Origin of the sequence: Fibrobacter intestinalis (assembly GCF_900167415.1) — a bacterium.
Lineage (GTDB): Bacteria > Fibrobacterota > Fibrobacteria > Fibrobacterales > Fibrobacteraceae > Hallerella > Hallerella intestinalis.
The window spans coordinates 16083-36552 of record NZ_FUWU01000031.1; the positions used below are offsets into that span (position 1 = coordinate 16083).

19 protein-coding genes and 1 tRNA gene are annotated in these 20470 nt (G+C 48.9%); 13 read left to right on the forward strand and 7 right to left on the reverse strand.

Features of this window, described 5'->3' with window-relative positions; genetic code table 11:
• Nucleotides 1–4: 4 nt before the first annotated feature.
• Nucleotides 5–847, reverse strand: a complete 843-nt coding sequence (locus B5D40_RS09205; protein WP_078776681.1) for a flavodoxin — start codon at nt 845–847, stop codon at nt 5–7.
• 80 nt (nt 848–927) lie between these two features.
• On the opposite strand from B5D40_RS09205, the gene B5D40_RS09210 reads away from it, so the two are divergent.
• Nucleotides 928–2388, forward strand: coding sequence for a phosphomannomutase (locus B5D40_RS09210; protein ID WP_078776682.1), 1461 nt, complete (start codon nt 928–930; stop codon nt 2386–2388).
• A gap of 155 nt (nt 2389–2543) precedes the next feature.
• On the forward strand, nt 2544–3461 hold the full coding sequence (locus tag B5D40_RS09215) for a PorV/PorQ family protein (RefSeq protein ID WP_078776683.1): 918 nt from the start codon (nt 2544–2546) through the stop codon (nt 3459–3461).
• A gap of 27 nt (nt 3462–3488) precedes the next feature.
• Here B5D40_RS09215 and B5D40_RS09220 read toward each other — a convergent pair whose 3' ends face one another.
• Together B5D40_RS09220 and B5D40_RS09225 are read right to left on the reverse strand one after the other, a co-directional pair.
• Nucleotides 3489–4721 carry a Kelch repeat-containing protein gene (locus B5D40_RS09220; RefSeq protein ID WP_144319686.1) on the reverse strand — a complete coding sequence of 411 codons (1233 nt, stop codon included), beginning with the start codon at nt 4719–4721 and terminating at the stop codon, nt 3489–3491.
• Nucleotides 4718–4960: a hypothetical protein gene (locus tag B5D40_RS09225; RefSeq protein ID WP_078776685.1), complete on the reverse strand. Its 243-nt coding sequence runs from the start codon at nt 4958–4960 to the stop codon at nt 4718–4720. Before B5D40_RS09225 ends, B5D40_RS09220 begins: the two co-directional genes overlap by 4 nt.
• Nucleotides 4961–5436: 476 nt before the next feature.
• Here B5D40_RS09225 and B5D40_RS09230 point away from each other — a divergent pair, with 476 nt between their 5' ends.
• The 5 genes from B5D40_RS09230 to B5D40_RS09250 all read left to right on the forward strand — a co-directional run bounded on the left by B5D40_RS09230 (nt 5437) and on the right by B5D40_RS09250 (nt 10875).
• Nucleotides 5437–6270, forward strand: a complete 834-nt coding sequence (locus B5D40_RS09230) for a DUF2334 domain-containing protein (protein ID WP_158222167.1) — start codon at nt 5437–5439, stop codon at nt 6268–6270.
• 18 nt (nt 6271–6288) lie between these two features.
• Complete coding sequence (locus B5D40_RS09235) at nt 6289–7974, forward strand: AMP-binding protein (protein WP_078776687.1); 1686 nt, start codon at nt 6289–6291, stop codon at nt 7972–7974.
• Complete coding sequence (gene fabF, locus B5D40_RS09240) at nt 7975–9225, forward strand: beta-ketoacyl-ACP synthase II (protein WP_078776688.1); 1251 nt, start codon at nt 7975–7977, stop codon at nt 9223–9225.
• A gap of 14 nt (nt 9226–9239) precedes the next feature.
• Complete coding sequence (gene fabV, locus B5D40_RS09245) at nt 9240–10433, forward strand: enoyl-ACP reductase FabV (protein ID WP_078776689.1); 1194 nt, start codon at nt 9240–9242, stop codon at nt 10431–10433.
• Nucleotides 10434–10509: 76 nt separating this feature from the next.
• On the forward strand, nt 10510–10875 hold the full coding sequence (locus B5D40_RS09250; protein WP_078776690.1) for a hypothetical protein: 366 nt from the start codon (nt 10510–10512) through the stop codon (nt 10873–10875).
• Nucleotides 10876–10932: 57 nt separating this feature from the next.
• Here B5D40_RS09250 and B5D40_RS16510 read toward each other — a convergent pair whose 3' ends face one another.
• A complete protein-coding gene (locus B5D40_RS16510) occupies nt 10933–11070 on the reverse strand; it encodes a DUF4372 domain-containing protein (RefSeq protein WP_078776691.1) in 138 nt (45 codons plus the stop codon).
• Between the two features lie 415 nt (nt 11071–11485).
• Entirely contained in the window at nt 11486–11815 is a 330-nt protein-coding gene (locus tag B5D40_RS15310) for a hypothetical protein (RefSeq protein WP_143394478.1), read from the reverse strand.
• Nucleotides 11816–11944: 129 nt separating this feature from the next.
• On the opposite strand from B5D40_RS15310, the gene B5D40_RS09260 reads away from it, so the two are divergent.
• Entirely contained in the window at nt 11945–14755 is a 2811-nt protein-coding gene (locus B5D40_RS09260) for a TIGR02171 family lipoprotein (RefSeq protein WP_158222166.1), read from the forward strand.
• Nucleotides 14756–14875: 120 nt separating this feature from the next.
• Here B5D40_RS09260 and B5D40_RS09265 read toward each other — a convergent pair.
• A tRNA-Gly gene (locus B5D40_RS09265) sits at nt 14876–14947 on the reverse strand.
• Between the two features lie 152 nt (nt 14948–15099).
• Between B5D40_RS09265 and infC the strand changes: the two genes are divergently transcribed.
• From infC to rplT, 3 genes are read left to right on the forward strand one after another with little or no spacing between them, the layout of a single operon-like run.
• On the forward strand, nt 15100–15711 hold the full coding sequence (gene infC / locus B5D40_RS09270; protein ID WP_078776697.1) for a translation initiation factor IF-3: 612 nt from the start codon (nt 15100–15102) through the stop codon (nt 15709–15711).
• Nucleotides 15704–15901 carry a 50S ribosomal protein L35 gene (gene rpmI, locus B5D40_RS09275; protein WP_073303525.1) on the forward strand — a complete coding sequence of 66 codons (198 nt, stop codon included), beginning with the start codon at nt 15704–15706 and terminating at the stop codon, nt 15899–15901. Before infC ends, rpmI begins: the two co-directional genes overlap by 8 nt.
• Nucleotides 15902–15913: 12 nt before the next feature.
• Nucleotides 15914–16261 carry a 50S ribosomal protein L20 gene (gene rplT / locus B5D40_RS09280; protein ID WP_073303527.1) on the forward strand — a complete coding sequence of 116 codons (348 nt, stop codon included), beginning with the start codon at nt 15914–15916 and terminating at the stop codon, nt 16259–16261.
• A gap of 34 nt (nt 16262–16295) precedes the next feature.
• Here the strand turns inward: rplT and B5D40_RS09285 are convergent, their stop codons facing one another.
• Nucleotides 16296–17501, reverse strand: coding sequence for a sensor histidine kinase (locus tag B5D40_RS09285; protein WP_078776693.1), 1206 nt, complete (start codon nt 17499–17501; stop codon nt 16296–16298).
• Between the two features lie 186 nt (nt 17502–17687).
• Between B5D40_RS09285 and B5D40_RS09290 the strand changes: the two genes are divergently transcribed.
• Together B5D40_RS09290 and mnmE are read left to right on the forward strand one after the other, a co-directional pair.
• Nucleotides 17688–18512 (forward strand): sigma-70 family RNA polymerase sigma factor, encoded by an 825-nt coding sequence (locus B5D40_RS09290; RefSeq protein WP_073303530.1) that lies wholly within the window; start codon nt 17688–17690, stop codon nt 18510–18512.
• 206 nt (nt 18513–18718) lie between these two features.
• On the forward strand, nt 18719–20083 hold the full coding sequence (gene mnmE / locus B5D40_RS09295) for a tRNA uridine-5-carboxymethylaminomethyl(34) synthesis GTPase MnmE (protein WP_233134309.1): 1365 nt from the start codon (nt 18719–18721) through the stop codon (nt 20081–20083).
• Nucleotides 20084–20470 lie beyond the last annotated feature (387 nt).

Sequence of the window (20470 nt, forward strand, 5' to 3'; positions counted from 1 at the left end):
GAAACTATTTTTCGACGGCGATCAGTTCCGCTTCCCCATTTTCGGAAAGCGATTTGAAAACTTGAACCGTCACGTTTTCTTCGGCACCGAACGCCCGCATCCTGCAAGAAAAGAGAAATCCCGTTCCAGCGGAATCCTTAGCGACGCGTATTGGCTGCAAATTCAGATAGGCGTATTCCTTTACCGCCGAAGCGAATACGGAGGAATCCTTGCCGGAAAGCTCTTGAGAATCTCCGAAAGAAGCGAGCCGCTCTTCCTCTTGAATGCCCGCACGGACAAGGTTTAAGAAATTTCGGATTTCTTTTGTGAGGTCCGTATTCGGCGAGAGAACCCGCCGCTTGGAAATGCCAAAGGAAAGAAGGCTCCGGGCGTTGGATGCGAGACTGGCGAGTTCCCGGGAACTGCTCTTTCGTCCGCCGCTTCCATAAGTGCAGAACGGGACGAGATATTTGCCGCTCAATTCGTTGGAATCCAAAAAAGTGTAAAGCGGAGGGGCGAAGGTGCCGAACATGACCGGATAGCCGACGTAGAGGGTGTCGAATTTCGACAAGTCGAAACGGGCCTTCTGGAGTGCAGGCCAACTCTTATTTTCGCGTTCTATCCGTACAGCGGAAACGGTGCTGTCGTAGGTCGAGGGGTAGGGGGTTGTCATTTGCAATTCGACGAGTTCCGCGCGGGTCTGCTTTGCCAATTCCCGAGCGACAAGGGCGGTCGTTCCGGTCTGGGAATAAAAAATCACGGCGGATTTGCCCATAGTCAGGCAGGGCTGTTCGTTCGTTTTTTCTTGGTTTTCGTTGCAAGCGAATAAAAAAGTTACCGCTGCGGCAATCGTCAAAACTTTTTTCATCGGAATTCCTCTTTGTTCTAGGCAAATAATAATTAAAGGTTCAAAATTTCTTTAACGCCTCTATTTGTATATTTCATTCCATGAAGATTTTTGTTGGCGATATGATGAATTCGAGCGGGGTCGGCTTTGGAACGAGCGGCGCCCGCGGTCTTGTATCAAGCATGACGGACCTGGTTTGTTACAGTTACACCCACGCTTTTCTTTCTTATTGCGAAAAGAATTATCCGTCGCCGAAAAAAGTGGCGATTGCTGGGGATTTGCGTCCGAGTACCGGGCGAATTTTACAGGCTCTGGCGACGGCGGCTGTCGATATGGGCTGGGAAGTCGTTTACAGTGGGCGCATTCCGAGTCCGGCGATTGCGCTGTATGGCATCGACAAAGCGTTGCCGACAATCATGGTGACGGGAAGCCACATCCCCGCAGACCGAAACGGCATCAAGTTCAATCATCCCCAAGGTGAAATTTCCAAGCAGGACGAACTCGGCATCCGCGAAGAAGTTTTTGAAGTGGACGACGCCAAATTTGATTCCGACGGCATGCTCCGATCCGCAATTCCGCTTCCGGAAGAAAATCTGGAAGCCCGAGAAAATTATGGTCGGCGTTATCTGGAGTTTTTTGGCGACCGGGCTCTTTCCGGCCTGACTGTCGGCGTGTACCAGCATTCCGCCGTGGGACGGGATTTGATGACGGAAGTCCTTCAGGGTTTGGGGGCTTTTGTCGTTCCTCTCGGACGGTCCGATTCTTTTATCCCTGTCGATACCGAGGCCGTGCGCCCCGAAGATGTGGAATTAGGTGCTAAATGGGCGAAGCAGGGATTGGATGCGATTGTCAGCTCTGACGGCGATAGCGATCGCCCGCTTTTTGCGGATGCGACCGGACGCTGGATTCGTGGCGATGTCCTTGGCATTTTGGCGGCGTCGGCTTTGGGAATAAATCGCGTGGCGACACCTGTCAGCTGCAACACCGCTCTCGAAAAATGCGGACTTTTTGAAAAGACGCTCCGCACTCGCATTGGCAGCCCGTATGTGATAGCGGGAATGCAGGCTCTGGATGCGGAAGGGAAGACCGTTGCGGGTTACGAAGCGAACGGTGGATTCCTTTTGGAAACGGATATTGTCCAAAACGGAAAAACATTGAAAGCGCTTCCGACGCGGGACGCCCTGCTTCCGCAGCTTGCGGTTCTTGCTCGCTCGCGCGAGGAATTGACTGGCGTGGAAGATTTGTTCCGGAAACTGCCCAAGCGTTTTACGGCAAGTGACCGCGTTAAGGAATTCCCCACCGAAAAGGGAAAGGCAAAAGTCGCCGAAATCGCCGAGAAGAAAACGGGCGAAAAAATCTTTGGAAATCTTGCCGGGAAACTTGTCGCCGAGGATTTAACGGACGGCTACCGGATGACTTTCGACTCGGGTGACGTAATCCACTTGCGCCCGAGCGGAAACGCCCCGGAACTCCGCTGCTATGTGGAATGCGATACGCCTTCCCGCGCCGAAGAGTTGAAACAAAAAGTTCTTGCCATCATGCAGACATGGAAACAAGGTTGATTCTATCTTAAGCACTTTCTTTTTATATAATTGCGTTTATGGCTGCATCTAAAAATTCATTGTCAAAAAATCGTTTGCAACACGCCGGCTGGTTGCGGAACCTGTCAATGCGCTCTCGATTTTTCTTTACCAAAGCCATTTTTAGAAGTCGCCTTATGAATGCCAAGCCTCTTTTCTCTTTGGTGCTTCTGGTTGGCGCTTCGCTCTGCTTTGCGGGCGGTAAATACTGGAATGTCGACAAAGGCGGAACGACGATGAAGTTCCTTTCGCTGGCGACCTCTCCGCGTTCTGCGGCTTTGGCGGGTGCTGGCGTGGCGACTCCGCAGAGCTTTGCCGAAGTGACGCGAAACCCATTGGCAACGACTTCCCAAAAATCTTCCCAGCTCGGCATTTCGCACGTTTTGTTTTCGGACAACGTGGATGCCAAATTGACTTCGGTCTATTTCGGGCATTCCTTTTCTCACGTCAATGCGAGTGCCGCTTTGGAATACTTGGGCTATGGCGACATCGAAGGCCGCGATGACGAAGGCTTCAAATTGGAAGATTATGGCGCTATGGCGTGGGCTGCGCAACTCGGCATTGGAAGCAACCCGTCGATTTTTAATTGGGCTTTGACCGCTCGATTCGCGTCGCAGACCATCGACAATTCCACGGCGATTGCGGTTCTTGCCGATGGCGGTGCAAGTTTGCGCTTGAATCGTTATTTCACGTTCGGGGCCACAATGACGAACTTCGGCTGGGTTTCGGATTACGAAAGCGAAGAGGAATCTGCGCCGATGGTGCTTCAGGCGGGAATTTCGGGAACGCACCCGATTCTGGATATTTTTGATTTGGCTCTTCATGCGGACGCATACCGCCGTGCAGACTACGATGCGGAATGGCGTTTCGGTTCCGAGTTAATTTATAAGAAGTCGCTCTTCTTCCGGGTGGGCTACGCCTACAAACCGAACGACGACAACGGCGTTTCTGCGGGACTCGGAATCGTCTTTGGGCGTTTCCAGTTCGACTATGCTTACCAATCGAATCCCGTGCTGGATGGAAACCACCTTTTCCACTTGGGAATCGGATTCTGACTACAGCTCGCCGCTAGGCGAATTCGTTCAATTCCAATGAAAATCATTTCCGTCTGCAATAGCGGAATCCAGTTTGTCGAGTGGGAACTTGAGAAGGTTTTCCCAGTTTGCGTTATAAAGCGTATCCCCGACGATATCGATAGAGTTCGTTCCCCCAGTCTGAAAGCATTGAAAATTTTTACACCAAGAGCCAATTGTGCGCCATCCTTTGGAAATGTTTCCGTAAGGCTCTCCGTAATCGCCCATATAAACATAGGGTTCATCGCTTATGCCCCCAGAAACAAAAAGATGTTCCCCGTCGGAGATTAAAGTCGTTGGGGAGGGGGTGTTTGTATAAATCCAGCAGTTGCGAATATCGGTCGTATCCCCTCTATAATGGAGACTGTCGATAGAAATCCATTTTTCAGCCAACTCATCGAAGGAATAAACCCTACCGGAAACAATCGCATGTAATATCCCTTTATGAACAGCAATATCGTTTACCTTTTGAGAAAACCAAGAGTGCGGTTCGGGAAAATCAGGAAGATGTTTCCATTGTCGGGACGTAATATCCCATGTCCAAACCCCATACATAGTCGCTGCATAAAACTTGTTGTTTAAAGTAACTCCTTTATGGAATTGAGTTTTTATGTCTTCGGCAAACTTTTTGGGAGTCACATCGATCCAGACCGAATTTTCTTGCAGAAATTGCAAAACTCGAATGCTGTCGTAAACTTGAACATTCGTATCTTGATATCCGCTCATACTGACAAAAAGATTTGTTTTATATTTCGATATGCCGAAAACGTGAAATCCTTCTCGCTCTTTTAATTTGCAAGGGCTCAAATCCGTCCACTCTTTATTATCTAGATCGTATTTCCATACTTCTCCAGTAAAATATGTGCCTATATAAATTCCCGAAGAATCCACATAAAGGCTTTTGATATCTTCCTTTGCCGGCGGGACAATAGTGTCCCAACGACCGGAGCCTATTTTCGAAACAAACAGTCTAGGCGTATAGGCGGAGTATTTTTTTAATATGGAACCGCTCTCGATAGGAGTCGTCCAATCATCCATTAATACGAGCCAATTTCCAGAATGGCTTATTTTTTGAAGCCCGCCGCCACGGTCTGCACTTATCTCGGGAGTGAATCCCCCTTCCAGCCATCCGAAAGGCGTATTGTCCTCTGGCTGTGTGCTGGAAGACGTTGCCGAATTTTCTGTGCAAGCGAAGACGGCAAGCATAAATAAAAACGTCACGCAGTACTTTAATTTTTTCACCGTTCGTCCCCTCCCCATGCAAATTCGGTCAGCAATTTGGGACCATCGTAGGATTTGCATTCTTCCACCGAAGGAACTTTTCCAAACAAGACATTTCCTTCGGAATCCGTCATATATTTCGCCGCCTCTTCGCCACTTTTCGGTTCGCTTACAAATTCCTCTTTTGCGTTGTCAAAATCCTTTTCCGCAAAGGAAAAAGCGAACATTGTCAAAAAAATGCACAGGATTTGTTTTGTCATTCCATACTCCGTAAAAAAACATTTCAAAAAAATAGCAAAAAAGTTTATTCAGTCAATGATCGTGTTGAAATTGCTTTCATAAAGCCATCTTTAGCGTGAACCATCACGGCGAAGAGAATTTGATAAATTTATCGATTATTCTTCAACTAGTTCGGCAGACTCGTGAACTGAAATTCCATAACCGTCCATTATCGAAGGGATTGTGGCTTTTTTAGGATATAAGGAGCGGTTTTTAATGGTTCCAGTAGAATTTGTGAATCCTTCATTTTTTTCAGATTCTTACTACCCCCCCCTCGTTAATTAAATCCTTCGTTAATTACATCTGTTCTTTGGAAATGCGGTTTGCGAAATCGGCGAAAATAATCCCGTCGTTTTTGAAAAAGGGATGGGAAACGCTTTTGCAAGCGAAATGCGTTTTTATTTTGAAGGCACTTTTTTGCAGCTTTTTCTATTTTACCGCAAAAAGGAGATTTGGAATGGAATTGAACAAAGACATCGCCGACATTTCCGCTGCGGAAGCGGAAAAATTCAAAGGCAAGCGATTTATCCTTTGCTATCACGATTTCAACATCAAGAATTTTAAAAAAGCCCAGTCCCAGATTGAACAAATCGCACGCACCGTCGGCTCGCCGATTTCGGTAGCGGTGGTTCCTGCGGTGGGGGCGGTCCCCGAAGAGGAGCGGGAAAACTTTTGCGAAGCGGTGGAAAAGCTCAAGACCGATGGACACGAACTGCTGTTGCACGGGGCGAGGCATTTCGCCAACTTGGGCAAGGAGCGTTCCGTTTTCGGCAAGAGCGCGCTGATGCTTTCGGGAAATGTGGCGGAGTTTGCCGGGCTTTCCAAAGAGGATTCGCAGGCGCTTCTGGATCGTTCCATCGCTTTGTGGAAGGCTCTTGGGCAAGAGGAGCTTCCGATAGGCTATGTGCCGCCCGCCTGGTATGACAATAATTTTCTCAAGGACCAGATTCTTGAAAAGTTCAAAACCTACGAGGACCGTTCGACGATTTTCAAAAAACGGGACTTGATTGTTTCGGTAAACGAAGACGCCGATGAAGCGGAAGACAAAAAAAAGGCGGATGAAAAGACGGTCGAAAAATTCTTCTCGGTCGGAATCAGTTTTGCGGGGCTTCCCGACATTTCCCTCGGCGTGGCGCAGACTTCCGCTTGCTTGACGATCCAGGCTCCGGTGGGGACTCCGCGTTTGACCGTCCACTGTTCGGACTTCAATTCCATTGGCGAAAAGCGGGTCCTGAATTTAATCCGCTATGCCATATCGAAGCGAGAAAAAATCTTTTACCGAGATCTTTAACCCATTCTTTAGGTTTGTATGAATCAACTTCTCAAATTTATCGATCGCGTGGATTACAGTTCTTATAAAGATTTATACGAGAATTTTAAAATCCACGTTCCTGAAAATTTCAATTTCGCTTACGACGTTGTGGACGAGTATGCGAAAAACGATCCCAAAAAAGAAGCGCTGGTCTGGTGCGACGACAACGACGAAAGCCATATTTTCACGTTCAAGGATCTTTCTTTGGCGTCCAAGCGCACGGCGAATTTTTTGGTGGCGAACGGCATTCAAAAGGGCGACCGTGTTCAGCTGATGCTCCGGCGTCGCTATGAATTCTGGTTTTTCCTTTTGGCTCTGCACCGGATTGGCGCGATTGCCGTTCCCGCGACGAATATGCTGACCTCCGCGGATTTGGAATACCGGTTTAAGGCGGCGGACATTAAAATGGTCGTTTCATACGACGACCCGAATTTGCAAAAGGAAATCGAGTCCGCAAAGGAAAAAGCGCCGTCGGTCCAGAGTCTGGTCGCCATCGGCCAGCCGCGTCAGGGCTGGATTTCTTTCTATGACGATTACGAAATCTGCTCTTCCAAGTTTGAACGTCCTTCGGGCGAAAATGCCATTCGGAACGACGATATCATGGTGATTTATTTTACCAGCGGAACGTCGAGCAATCCGAAGATGGTCGCCCACACTTTCACTTATCCGCTAGGGCACATCATTACGGCGAAGTATTGGCAGAATGTGGTTGATGGCGGACGTCATCTGACGGTTGCTGAAACCGGTTGGGCTAAAGCGCTCTGGGGAAAAATCTACGGGCAGTGGATTGCGGGCAGTGCCGTGTTCGCCTACGATATGAACACGTTTATTCCGGGAAAGCTCTTGGAAAAAATGGCCGAATATAAAATCACGACGTTCTGTGCGCCGCCGACGGTTTACCGCTATCTGCTGCAGCAGGATTTGACCAAGCACGACCTTTCCAGCTTGCAGTTCTGCGTGACGGCAGGCGAAGCGTTGAATACCGACATCTACGATCGCTGGCTGCAAAAGACCGGACTCAAATTGTATGAAGGCTACGGGCAGACGGAATTGACGCTGACGATGGGAAATTATCCTTGGGACGATCCGCGCCCGGGTTCCATGGGAATGCCGTCGCCCGGTTATCGCATCGATATTGTCAATCCGGAAGGCGATTCCTGCAAGGTGGAAGAAGTGGGCGAAATCATCATCCGCATCGACGGAGGAAAACCCTTTGGAATGTTCGGCGGCTACTACCGCGACGAAGAACGTACGCAAAAGGTTTTCGAGGGCGGCGTGTATCATACGGGCGATACCGCATGGCGCGACCAGAACGGTTATTGCTGGTTTGTCGGGCGCACGGACGATTTGATTAAAAGTTCCGGCTATCGCATCAGTCCGTTTGAAGTCGAAGAAGTTCTTTTGAAGCACCCGGCGGTATTGGAAGTCGCCGTGACAGGCGTCGAGGACGCATCCCGCGGGCAGGCGATTAAAGCGACGATTGTTTTGCAGAGCGGTTACACGGCGTCGAAAGAACTCGCGAAGGACATTCAGCTTTTCACCAAAAAAGTGGCGGCTTCTTACAAGAGTCCGCGCATTATCGATTTTGTGACCGAGCTGCCCAAAACCATCAGCGGAAAAATCCGGCGGGTGGCGATTCGTGAAAAAGACAAGCAGGAACAACCGAAAGACAAGGCGAATTAAATGAGCAAAAGACGCGTTGTAATCACGGGAATGGGCGCAGTTTCTCCGATTGGAAAAACGGTTCCTTCGCTGTGGAAGTCCATTCAACAAGGAAAAAGCGGAGTCGCTCCGATAACGCTTTTTGATGCGGCGAATTGCCCGGTAAAAATTGCCGCCGAAGTCAAGGATTTTAAACCCGAAGAACACGGCATCGATCCGAAAGAAGCCCGCAGAATGGCGCGCTTTACGCAGTTCCTGTTGGCCGCTGCAAATGAAGCGGTTGCCGATGCGAGGCTTTCTCGCGAATTGCTCGCGGGCGATAAGACGGGAATCGTCGCCGGTTCAGGACTTGGCGGGTTGGACGTTGTGGACTCCACTTATATGCAGTATGTAAACGGTGGCAAACGGAAAGTTTCACCTTTGGCTATGCCTCAGTTGATTCCGAACGAAGCTTGCGCTAACGTTTCCATTGCTTTGGGCATTACGGGTTCTGCGTGGACGATCGCTTCGGCGTGCGCATCGGGAACGGATGCCATTGGAATCGCGCTGGACACGATTCGTTCCGGACGTTTGGACGTTTGCCTCGCTGGCGGTTCGGAAAGTGCCATTACGGATTATTCCATCAAGAGTTTTGCCGGAATGCACGCCCTGACGGATAAATTTAACGATGCTCCCGAAAAAGCTTCTAGGCCATTTGACAAAGACCGCTCCGGTTTTGTGATGGGCGAAGGCGGCGGCGTGCTGGTTTTAGAAGAATGGGAACACGCTAAAGCTCGCGGCGCAAAAATCTATGCGGAACTTGCCGGCTATGGTGCTTCTGCGGATGCGTACCACATCACGAGTCCTCGCCCGGGTGGGGAAACTTGCGCCAAGGCTCTTTTGCGCGCAATGCAAGATGCGGAAGTTCGCCCCGAAGAAATCGATTATTACAATGCCCACGGCACGTCCACGCATTTGAATGATTCGACGGAAACCGCCATGTTGAAAGTGGCACTCGGACCTCATGCTTACAAAATCAAGGTTTCCAGTACCAAGAGCATGACCGGGCATTGCGTCGGTGCCGCCGGAGCCATTGAAGCCATCATTTCGACTCTCGCTATCAACGATTCCTATTTCCCGGCAACCATCAATTTGGATTCGCCGGATCCGGAATGCGATCTGGATTATACGCCAAATGTCGGCGTTTCGGGAGAAATTCGCTGTGCCGCTTCGGCCTCTTTGGGATTCGGTGGGCATAATGGCGTTGTCATCATTAAAAAGTTTAAAGATTAACAAGGAGTAAACTTATGGTTATTAAACCGCTTATTCGCAGCAATATGTGCATCAACGCCCATCCTATCGGTTGTGCGAAAGAAGTTGAAAATCAAATCGCCTATGTCGAAAAGAAAGCGTCGGAACGCGGAAAATTGCCCTGCGCTCCCAAGAACGTCTTGGTCCTCGGCTGTTCGACGGGTTACGGGCTGGCTAGCCGCATCGCTGCCGCTTTTGAATTTGGTGCGAACACCATTGGCGTTTCCTTTGAAAAGGAAGGCTCGGAATCCAAGAGCGGGACGCCGGGCTGGTATAACAACATGGCGTTCGACCAGGCGGCAAAAGCCAAGGGACTCGGCTGCGTCACGTTCAACGGCGATGCCTTCTCGGACGAAATGCGCCGTCAGGTCATCGAAGCTTCCAAACAGTTCGGCAAAATCGATCTCGTGATTTACAGTGTGGCGAGTGCGGTTCGCGTAGATCCGGTGACCGGTGAAAAGTATCGCAGCGTCCTGAAGCCCCTTTCCAAAACTTTCTCGGGTGCGACAATGGATGTCGTGACAGGGAAATTTTCCATCATCACTGCCGAAGTTGCGAACGAAGAAGAAAAGCGTCAGACGGTAAAAGTGATGGGTGGCGAAGACTGGGCGCGTTGGATTCAGCAGCTTTCCGAAGCGGGAGTTCTCGCCGAAGGTGTCAAGACGGTCGCCTATTCCTACATCGGCCCGACTTACACTCACGCCATCTACCGCGACGGTACCATCGGCGCCGCCAAAAAGGATATTGAACGCACTGCCCGCGAAATCAACGAAAAGCTGAAGCAGACGCTGAACGGCGAAGCCTACATTTCCGTAAATAAAGGCCTCGTGACCCGTTCTTCCGCAGTCATTCCTCTGATTCCGCTGTATATCTCCATTCTCTTCAAAATCATGAAAAGAAACGGAACGCACGAGGGCTGCATCGAACAGATGGAACGCCTTTTTGCCGAACGCCTTTATATGGGCGAGCCTGTGCCGACCGACGACGAAAACCGGATTCGCATTGACGAACTGGAACTCGACCCGAAAGTGCAGGACGAAGTGGCGAAGTACATGGCCATTGTAAACGAAGACAACATCGCCGAGTTGGGCGATTTGGAAGGCTACCGCCACGACTTCCTTGCCACGAATGGATTTGACATTGCCGGAGTAGATTACGACAAGGATGTCGCTCGAATGGATACCATCTAGTCTTCTGTAAAATTTTCTTTCTTTTAGCCGCCCGGAAAGGCGGCTTTTTTATATTCTTTCAAAAGGAGGAATCACGATGATTGTCGATATTGGGCGGATTAGCAACTGGAACGCATCGAAGCACGAGGGAAGCGTTTACTCGGACGCGACGCACAGGACGTATTTTGTGCAGAAACGGGCATTTGGGCGCATTCGTCGGGAACCGATTGTGGGGGACTTCGTCACGATTGACCAACTGGATTCTCGGCTGAAAAATCGGGTTCTAGCCGGGCGGATTCGCGGACTGGAAACAAAGAAGTCCAGCATGGGGACGGTTTTGCTGGTTCTGCTCTTTTTTGCTGCCGTATTTTTGGTGTGGAAGTCGGGAATTTTGGATTCGTTTTCCATTACAAAAACAGAAGCTCCAGGAAAATTAGAGGCTCCCAGTTTGCTGCACCGCTGATGAAAGCGAGAGGGTTTTGAAAGTCGGGAGAAGTTGCCTTTTGCAAAAAAGTTGCCATCATGAAAGAGAGGGGTGTACCCCAGCGTGCGCTAGGTACCGCGCATCGGTGTTTACGGACATAAGGATGTCGCGCAGGGACCTGAAGTCCTTCATCACGGCGAACAGCAGCACGAGCAGGTGCTGGTAGCCTGACATAGCGTTCCCCGCCGACGCTACAGGAGAGTCTTAGGATTTCACTTTTCGGGAGGTGTTTTGCGACTTGTGCAAATAGCGGCTATCCGGTAAAATTTCTATTTTATATGGTGCTTTTGGCCTTGTCCTTTGTTGTAGACTGAACAACAGTCAAAAGTGGCGACTCTCGGAAACGGAAGCCGCCTTTTTTGTTTGATTTCAGGTTGAATTATCAAGTTTTACCGGGCACTAATAATTCTAAATGATTCGGCATATCTTTATAATACTGCAAGTTATTGCAATTTCAAAAAGTTGGGGAAAATCTTATCCGGTCCGAAGTCAAAAATGCAGGAAAATAAAAACTTGAAGAAGTTTGAAAACAATAAATTTCCATTAGCAAATTGTATTGGTAACCCGCTTACGGCTGCGGTGGTATTTTCTATATAAGTCCCCAAAAATTCATTTTCAAAAAATCGGTTGCATTAGAGTGGTTGGTTGTCCGTTGCCAGTGGTTAGAGATGAGTTGTCGGTTTTCGCATAAAATTAGGGGATTATATAAATCTTCCTCGGAATACTCGCGATTAACTCTTTTTTCAAAGTGAGAACTTTCTCTCGGAAGGGGACTTTTTTCAAACGGGGCGTTTTTTCGCAGAATTTCTTCTAGCAGGCCGCGAGATGCTTCGCCTTTCCCATGGAAAATGGATTTTGGCTTGAACACAGGAGAAGCGGCAGGCTCAGGGATCGCCGGTTGGTGAGCTTGTCGAACCATGGTTAGCGCGCTTCGACAACCGGTTGCTGCCCTTAGACAGGCTCAGGGAGCGGTTCTTGATTTTGAGTTTTTGACAGGCTTTCTCAAAATGTAAATTATATTTTTGATTGTTCTAGCTTGGGAAGATGTGTGAAACTTTTTGTCGGCATCTTGGCTGTTTTCTTTTTTATCGCTTGCAGTGACGATTCCGCGGGAACTTCATTGCCCAATGAAGAATCTTCCAGTTCCATAGCGGAAATCCCTACGGGAATGCTTCTTGTTGAGGGGTCTTCAGATACGGTTTTTCTCGGAACGGACAATAAGAATGCCAAGGAAAGCGAAAGACCGCGAATGCGGGTCGTTCTCGATTACGATTTTTTCTTGGACATCCACGAAACGACTTGCGGGGATTTTCTTGCCCTGATGGATTCCGTCAAGATTTCCGGCTGCGAAAGCGATAGTCTCCCCGTTTCCAATGTGACATTTTACGATGCGGCCCTCTTTGCGAACAGAAAAAGCAGACGGGCAGGGCTTGATACGGTCTATGAATATTCGGGCGCGATCTTTGACAAAAATGGAAGTGCGACCGATCTTTCCGGATTTTCGGTTCGCTTGGACCGCAACGGCTTTCGTCTTCCTACTGAAGCGGAATGGGTGAAGGCGGCTCAAGGGAATTTCTCGTTTTCGAAAAGTTTTCACAATTCCAATTCGGGTTTCAAAGCGCATCCGGTTTGTGAACTGGAAAAGGATTCCGCAGTGTTCTGCGATTTGTCGGGAAATTTGATGGAATGGGTGAACGATCCGCTCGGGCACCTCGTCGATACTCTGGTCGTTAATTTCGCAGGAGCTTCAAACACGAACGATTTGAATGAACGCGTCGTTAAGGGAGGACACTTCTCGCTGGATACGGCGAGCATCCACCTTTACAGTCGTGGCGACGTCTATGCGGTTACGCCTGCATCCTCTGCGGACTATGTCGGTTTCCGCCTTGCGCGCGGCAAGATTCCGAACGCCGTCTATCTGGATTCGGACGGCAAAATTTCCAGCGATCCGATTAAGCTTTTGGCCGACGCCGCCGAACTTTATACCTATTTCAAAACCTCCAACGTCAAACTCGCCTTCCGCAATGATCAGACGGGAAATCTGGTTTATATCGATTACTCCGCCGAGAATCCTTCGCCTGTTGAAATTGAGGACACTATTGGCGTTTACCATCCGGTCATATCGCCGGACGGCAACTTCGTCGCGTTCTGTACGGGTCTCGAAGGGATTTCGGGCAAGTCCGCTCTCTATGTTCGCCATCTCGATTCCGCAGGTTCAAATCTTGTGAAACTTGGCGTCGAAAGTGCCGCGATTCCACGCTTTCAGGTTCTTGAAAACGGCGATACGGTTGTCCTCTACGTGACCGATGCCGGGAACAACAAGGAAAATGCCGATTTCAAGGCAAGGAGCACTTGGCAAGTTCCGTTTTCTAACGGAAAATTTGGAACGCCGCAAAAACTTTTTGATGGAGCTTTTCACGGTGGCGTTAGCTACGACAGAAAGCTTGCCGTAACGGGCGCAAGGCTTCTCCGTGCAAATCTCGCCGACAGTGGATCGACTCTTTTGGAAAACGCCGACGATACGGTCTGGTATAATGGCGAACAGGCGTGTAACGCATCGCTTGCGATGCTTGGTAAGCGTACTCTTTTTCTGGATTTCGCAAGTGCTACGGGCAAGAAGTTTGTCGGTGGTTCCTACCAGCCGCACGAATTTCTCTTCGTCGCGGACAGTGCGGGAAAACTTGTTCAGTCTGTCAAGGCTCCGGGCGGATACGCGTTTGATCACACCGAGTGGGCGGATGGGCTAGGCGAACATTTTGTGGCGAGTCTTACGAATGCGGATGGCGCGCATAACAGAATGGTTTTGATTCGCACAAGCGATTCCTCTTTGCTGAATCTGGTCGAGGGTTCCGAACTCTGGCATCCGAACCTTTGGACGGATCGCGTGGAAAAACGCCCCGAATCCGAACGAGACACGCTTCCTTCGGATACGACGAAAGGCTTCATCCTCGATCCGGACAGTGCGGGACAGTATTACAATTCCTCGGACGCTTGTCCTAGAGCTATAGAATTTCGTTATAAAATGGAGCAGCTTTGGCAGTATCGGGATTCGGCGAATATGGTCATCATGGGTTCGTCGCGGGCTTATTTTGGCATTGCTCCTGAATATTTTTCAAAGCCTTTGTTCGCCATCAATTTAGCGACTCGTTCTCAGACTCTTTATGGGACAAGTCGGTTCTTCTACCAATACGTTTTGCCGCATGTCAAGAAGTTGAAATTGCTCATTCTTTCGTTTGACTTGGATAGAGGTCAATACAACGATGGAAAAGACAAGTACAATATATTCTACACGGCTTGGGAAAGCTATCCGGGATATGTGTACGACAGAAATCACAATTACTGGGTGGATGGCGTTCCCGCAGGTTTGGATTCCTTGACTTATAATTCTCCTGGCAAGGCTGCTACAGGGAAAAAAATTCGAGAGGGTAGGGGCTTTTATTTCAGGGAGAGTCGTTCTTGGGGTGATGTTAGTATTACCACGGATTCTACTTGGACTGATGCGCGAGCCTCTATTTATTACACGCATTTTGCCACTTTGACCTCTCTTCTTGAAACCTGTCGGGAAAAGAACATTACGGTGATTGGCGTTCTTACTCCGATGCATCCGGGCTACAGGGAAACAGGTGCCTACGGCTATCGCGGTCTCCAGCGCAGCAAGGCGGTTGAACTGATTGAAGAGCTTTCCGCTTTGCACGAAACCTATCCGAATTTCCATTTGATGGATGAAAACAGGATGGGCAACCATGATTACACGGACGAGATGGCGAACGACCATTCTCACCTTTCTGGTTTGGGTGCAGCTCAGCTTTCCCGCCGCATCGATTCCCTGATTACCAAATTGGGAATTTCCGTCGAATAGCGGTTGGCAAAGTTCTTTCACCCCGTTCTAAAAGCCGAGTGCGAACGCCAAATAAAGCGCAAACTTCAAGCGATTCGGAGCATTTAAAACAAAAAACTCCGAAGAACTCGGAGTTTTTAGAGCGGCGGACCGGGATTGAACCGGCAACCATTAGCTTGGAAGGCTAAAGCTCTACCATTGAGCTACCGCCGCAGCAATCCCAATTATACAAAAAAAACGGCAAAATCCAAAGGGGAATTTCTGGAAAAGTTGAACTTTTTGCAACTCTTTGCTAAATTTTCTGCGGAAATCAACCATTTTTCATGAGGTAGCATAACTTGTTTCCCAATCCGCGTTTGAGGCAAATGCCAAATCGTCCTGCTGACGGCACTCGTATCAACGAAGCCATTCATATTTCCCCGGTCCGCGTTATCAAGGACGACGGAACCCAGGAAATCATTGATACGCGCAAAGCTTTGCAGATGGCCAAGAACGCCGGACTGGATCTGGTGGAAGTCTCGCCGAATGCGAAACCCCCGGTTTGCCGAATTATCAATTACAGCAAATACAAGTTTGAACAGGCCAAGAAAGCGAAGGCGGCAAAAGCCAAGCAGCACGTGGTCAAGCTGAAAGAAATCAAGATGCACCCGAAGACCGCAGAAAACGATTATCTCTATCGGATTAAGCAGATGCGCGGTTTTTTGGAAAGTGGGATGAAAGTTCGTTTAATTATGCAGTTCCGTGGGCGTGAAATGGCGCACATGGACTACGGTCGCCGGCTGATGGAACGCGCCAAAGAAGATTTGGGCGATGTCGGCGAATTGGAAACGGATTCGCGGATGGAAGGCAATACGCTTCTTTACATCTACGGTCCACGTCGCGGTGCCGCCCCAAAAGCGGTGCAGCAAAAGCCCGCAACCGAGCCAAAGGCAGCAGGTGAGGCTAAACAACAAACCCAAGAGGTCAATAATGCCTAAGATGAAAACCCACGGCGGTGCCAAGAAGCGCTTCCGCGTGACCGGCAGCGGCCACGTGAAGTTCAAACGCGCTGGTCTTCGCCACATTCTTACTAAGATGACGACAAAGCGCAAACGCAATTTGCGCAAAGCCGGAACCATCAAAAAATCCGATGAATACAGAGTCAAGCGTCTGCTTGTCAAAGCATAAGGAGTTGTAAGAATGCCACGTTCTAAGACTAGAGTTCCTTCTCGCGCCCGTCGCAAAAAAATTCTCAAGGCTGCCAAGGGCTACTTCGGCCGCCGCAAGTCGAATCTTCGCCTTGCGAAAGAAGCCGTCGCCCACGCAGGTCAATACGCATACGCTCACCGTCGTGACAAGAAAGGCGCATTCCGCTCCCTGTGGATTACTCGCCTGAATGCCGCTGTGCGCGAATACGATTTGAGTTACAGCCAATTCATCCATTTGCTTTCTCAGGCAAACATCAGCATCAACCGCAAGGTTCTGGCTGATCTCGCCGTTAGCGACCCGGAAGCGTTTGCTGCCGTCGTCAAGCAGGTGAAGGCTTAATCCTTAGAGAATGTTTTCTCGAAAATGCTTCGGTTTAAGCCGAGGCATTTTTTGTATCGACAGGAATTTCTTCCTGGAAATTTTTGAAACCTTTGAGTTCGATTTGTAAATCCGCTTTGTAGATGCCGTCTGCATTTTCGGTTTCGTAGCGGTATTTCCCCGGGTAGCAAATTTCCAGACGCTGTTTCAGATTGGCCAGCCCGATTCCGCTTTTGATGCGTGTCGATGCCGTTTGTGGCGTAATGGTGTTTTCTACGTGGCAATGCAGAATGTCGTTGTTTTCGGAAATATGGATTTCAATTCGGCTCGGGGATGAAGGGTGATAGCCATACTTAAAAGCGTTTTCGATTAAGGGCAGCAGCAGAAGCGGCGCAATTTGTTTGTCCTGTTCTTGGATTTTGGTTTCAATGATGCATTGCATATTGGGACCAAAGCGCAATTTCTCCAATTCGCAATACTTTTCCAGAAGGTCGATTTCCTTGTCCAAATCTACGGACATTCCCTTGTTTTCGTGAAGCATTTGCCTTAGAATCGAAGATAGCCGAATCATCGATTTTTGCGCTTGTTTGGGATCGATATCGACGAGCGCGGTGATATTGTTCATAGTGTTGAACAGGAAGTGGGCGGAAAGCTGTTGTTTTAAAAAGGCGAGATCCGCCTGGATGTAGAAATTTTCCTGCACGTGTTTCAAGTAGGCGTTCTTGGTGTGGATGGCCCCCAGCTGCATTAGCACATTGAAAATGCAAATGATGATCGTCAGAACGCAGAAGGTCAAGAGAAATGTTGCAGTCGTCCACAGAGAATTAGGCTTGGTGATAAATTCAAAAAAAGTGCTGTTTGTCCCGGATATCCAATGGATGGACAATTCTTGGAGAAGATAGCTTTCGATGAGGCAGATAAAGTTTAAAAGGCCAAATAGCTTGAAACGCTTTTTTAAGAACAGACGGGGGACGAAAAGAAACTGGTTTAAAAAGAAAATAGCGATGTAGTTGGTCACGGCGACAAGGGAAATAAGAACCTTTCCGCTGTGTTCGTGTTGCCGCGGATCGATTCCCGCCATAGCGGCGACATAGCCGATGGAGAGCAGGAACAGCACCGTGATAATGCGCAGATAAATGGGCGATGGAATTTTTTTTATGGGAAGCCAAACGGGCAATTTTTTCAGGGTTGCAACCTGTGCATTCATCGTTTCAAAATCAAGGCGGGAAAGGTTCTTTTCTTCTGGAAGACTGCTTTTCATGTGCCTCAATATAAGGAGTTTTGGGACGAAATGACAAAAAAATGACAAAAACACGATAAATACGGACAAAAAGACGATGAAGCTTTTGCGAAAACGGGTGTTCTCTTTGACACTTCCCAAAAATGGAGGCTTTATATTGCAAAGTGCAGTGAAAAGGTCGCTGCCAACAAAAAGAGGTAAAGACAGATGAACTCCATTTACTTTCAGTATTTGAACGATATCGCCAAATATCCGCTACTCACACGTGAACAAGAAAAAATTTTAATTCAGCTCTCTGCCAAAGGAAATCGAGAGGCGCAAGACCTGCTCGTCAAATCCAATCTCAAATTTGTAGTGAATATCGCCAATCTTTATAAGGGGCAGGGACTCGACGCTTTGGAACTTATTAACGAGGGCAATATGGGCTTGATTGAAGCCGCCCGCCGTTTCGACCCCAATCAAAAAATCAAATTTATCAGTTATGCGGTCTGGTGGATTCGCCAGAATATTACCCGCGCCATTTCTGAAAAAGCCCGTCTGGTTCGGATAAGCGCCGAAAAAGAACTGGTCTTGCGTCGCTTTAATCGCGTTTCTTCCCAGACTCGCCAGGTTGTGGGTGGCCAGGTGACCATTGATCCGGAAAGCCTTGAAGGAGTCAGCCGCTACAAAGCGAAGGAAATCGAGAAAATTTTGCAGATGGGCACTCGCGCAGCGTCTTTGGATGCTCCGGTCGGGGAAGACGGTGACACGCCTTTGAGCGATTGCTTGGCTGCGGATTCCGAAGCGACTGACGCTCTGGCTGCTAAAAACGGGGAACAGGCTTCGTTGGATTTGCTCTTGAAAGAAAATTTGACGGACCAGGAACACCGTGTCATCGGGCTTTATTATGGCTTGGATATGGATGCCGACTTGAATTTGAAAGAAATCGGCAAAATGGTGGGACTTTCTAAAGAACGGGTTCGCCAAGTCAAGGAAAAAGCCTTGGCAAAATTGCGCAATACCAAAATCGACGAGGTCTTGGACGCCGCTTAAAAATTTTGGATTTTTACTCAAACGTTTTTTCTCTCCTATTCTCAAAACCCGGCTTCGGCCGGGTTTTTCTGTGTATTGGTCGTGCGTTTTTCCGAATGGCATTTTGTTGCCGAAACGATTTGAGTTCGCTTGTCCAGATGCGAAATTTGCAAGACTCGCCCGTAAAGAATTTTTCGTACATTGGAGCGAAAATCTATATTTGCATCGTGGAACAGACTATTGTAGCTCCGGCGACTCCGAACGGGATTTCGGCTTTGGCCGCAATCCGTGTCAGTGGCGGGGAAACCGTTTCGATTTTAAAGCAGATGTTCGGCTGTGCAAATCCGACGCCGCGTCAAGCCGTTCTCGCTGCGGCACGCCACCCGAAAAGCGGAAAATTGCTGGATAATCTGGTCTATATTTTTTACAAAGCGCCCCATTCCTACACCGGCGAGGATGCTTTGGAACTTTTTCCTCACGGGAACCCGCTCATCGTCCGGAACTTGCTGGACGCAATGTGTCAAATTCCAAATGTTCGTATTGCTTTTCCTGGCGAATATACGAAGCGTGCTTTCTTTAATGGAAAAATGGATTTGGTGCAGGCGGAATCTGTGGCGGATGTAATCCACAGTCAGACCCTTGCCGGTGTCGAAAATGCGCAAAAGCTGCTTTCCGGAAAATTTTCGTCGGATATTCGGCAGCTGGCACATCAGGTAAAAGATGTTTCTGCCCTGCTGGAATTGGATGTGGACTTTGTCGAAGAGGAAGCGGATCCCAATGTGGGAGGCTGGAAGGAACGCTTTTTGGAAATTCGAAATCGCATCCAATATCTGCTGTCGCATTTTAAAAATGCTGGGAGCTTGAATCGTGCGCCTCGCGTGGTTTTGTACGGCGCACCCAATGCGGGAAAATCGAGCCTGCTGAATGCCCTGCTGAAAGAAAATCGGGTCTTGGTAAGCGATGTGCCGGGGACTACGCGCGATTTCATTGAAACTCGATTGGCGTTGCCTTCGGGGGAAATCTCTTTGATTGATACCGCTGGCATTGCGGATGTGGCTCAAAGTGAACTGGACAGGCGTTCTATGGAACAGAGCGCTGCGGCAATTGAATCGGCGGATTTGGCGATATGCCTTGTCGATTCGGCGACGGAGTTTTCGGAAGACTCCCAAAAGCAAATCGCTTGCGCACGTTCCAAAAAACATTGGGTCGTTTTTTCAAAATCGGATTTGAAGTATGCGGAGTCTGGTGTGGGCAAGGCCAAAGGAAATGTCGCATCGGCAGAACGGATGGAGCTTTCTGCGAAAACCGGCGAAGGCTTGGACGCCTTTGTACAAAAATTGGAAAAGGCTTTGTTTCCGCAGGGAGAATCCGGCGAGGAGTATTGGATTACGAACGAGCGGGAATGCGCAGCGCTTCGGGACGCCGACCGTGGAGTCGAACGGATTTTGGATTTGCTGGATAAAAATCCGGCTCCTGAATTGCTCGCTTTTGAAATGCGTCAGGTGACTGCTGCGTTGGCATCGATAATCGGGGAAATTTCCAGCGAAGATATTTTGCAGACGATTTTCAGTGGCTTCTGCATTGGGAAGTAATTGTTCGCAGACAAAATCGGGGCGTTGTATAAATCCTCCACGACAGTTATTCGTTTTCAGTTTTCAGTTCCAACTCCCAACTTTCAACCGATCCCTGCCCTTCGGCAAGCTCAGCAACCGTTGGTTAGTGAGCTTGTCGAACTAGCCAAACTAATCGAAGGGGAATTATATACGATCTTCCACCAAATACTCTCAATTAAAAATTTTTTCAAAGTGTGAATATCTTTTTCGCAAAGTGGAACTCTTTTTTTTCAATACAGGAATTTCTTTTTCAGAAGGAAAATTTCTTCTCGCAGACTGCGAGGTGCTCGCTTGCGCAGCGGGCGGAAGGGATAAGGGGGCTTCAGAGTTGACGCGTTGCGTCCGCGGCTGCGGCTCAGTAATGCC

Excerpts from the sequence above, each read along its gene's own strand:
- rplT (WP_073303527.1), top strand. The coding sequence starts at position 15,914 with ATGCCACGTTCTAAGACTAGAGTTCCTTCTCGCGCCCGTCGCAAAAAA.
- fabV (WP_078776689.1), top strand. The coding sequence starts at position 9,240 with ATGGTTATTAAACCGCTTATTCGCAGCAATATGTGCATCAACGCCCAT.
- B5D40_RS09215 (WP_078776683.1), top strand. The coding sequence starts at position 2,544 with ATGAATGCCAAGCCTCTTTTCTCTTTGGTGCTTCTGGTTGGCGCTTCG.
- B5D40_RS09225 (WP_078776685.1), bottom strand. The coding sequence starts at position 4,960 with ATGACAAAACAAATCCTGTGCATTTTTTTGACAATGTTCGCTTTTTCC.
- B5D40_RS15310 (WP_143394478.1), bottom strand. The coding sequence starts at position 11,815 with ATGGTTCGACAAGCTCACCAACCGGCGATCCCTGAGCCTGCCGCTTCT.
- fabF (WP_078776688.1), top strand. The coding sequence starts at position 7,975 with ATGAGCAAAAGACGCGTTGTAATCACGGGAATGGGCGCAGTTTCTCCG.
- B5D40_RS09230 (WP_158222167.1), top strand. The coding sequence starts at position 5,437 with ATGGAATTGAACAAAGACATCGCCGACATTTCCGCTGCGGAAGCGGAA.
- infC (WP_078776697.1), top strand. The coding sequence starts at position 15,100 with ATGCCAAATCGTCCTGCTGACGGCACTCGTATCAACGAAGCCATTCAT.
- rpmI (WP_073303525.1), top strand. The coding sequence starts at position 15,704 with ATGCCTAAGATGAAAACCCACGGCGGTGCCAAGAAGCGCTTCCGCGTG.
- B5D40_RS09285 (WP_078776693.1), bottom strand. The coding sequence starts at position 17,501 with ATGAAAAGCAGTCTTCCAGAAGAAAAGAACCTTTCCCGCCTTGATTTT.
- B5D40_RS09250 (WP_078776690.1), top strand. The coding sequence starts at position 10,510 with ATGATTGTCGATATTGGGCGGATTAGCAACTGGAACGCATCGAAGCAC.
- B5D40_RS09290 (WP_073303530.1), top strand. The coding sequence starts at position 17,688 with ATGAACTCCATTTACTTTCAGTATTTGAACGATATCGCCAAATATCCG.
- B5D40_RS16510 (WP_078776691.1), bottom strand. The coding sequence starts at position 11,070 with ATGTCAGGCTACCAGCACCTGCTCGTGCTGCTGTTCGCCGTGATGAAG.
- B5D40_RS09235 (WP_078776687.1), top strand. The coding sequence starts at position 6,289 with ATGAATCAACTTCTCAAATTTATCGATCGCGTGGATTACAGTTCTTAT.
- B5D40_RS09205 (WP_078776681.1), bottom strand. The coding sequence starts at position 847 with ATGAAAAAAGTTTTGACGATTGCCGCAGCGGTAACTTTTTTATTCGCT.
- B5D40_RS09210 (WP_078776682.1), top strand. The coding sequence starts at position 928 with ATGAAGATTTTTGTTGGCGATATGATGAATTCGAGCGGGGTCGGCTTT.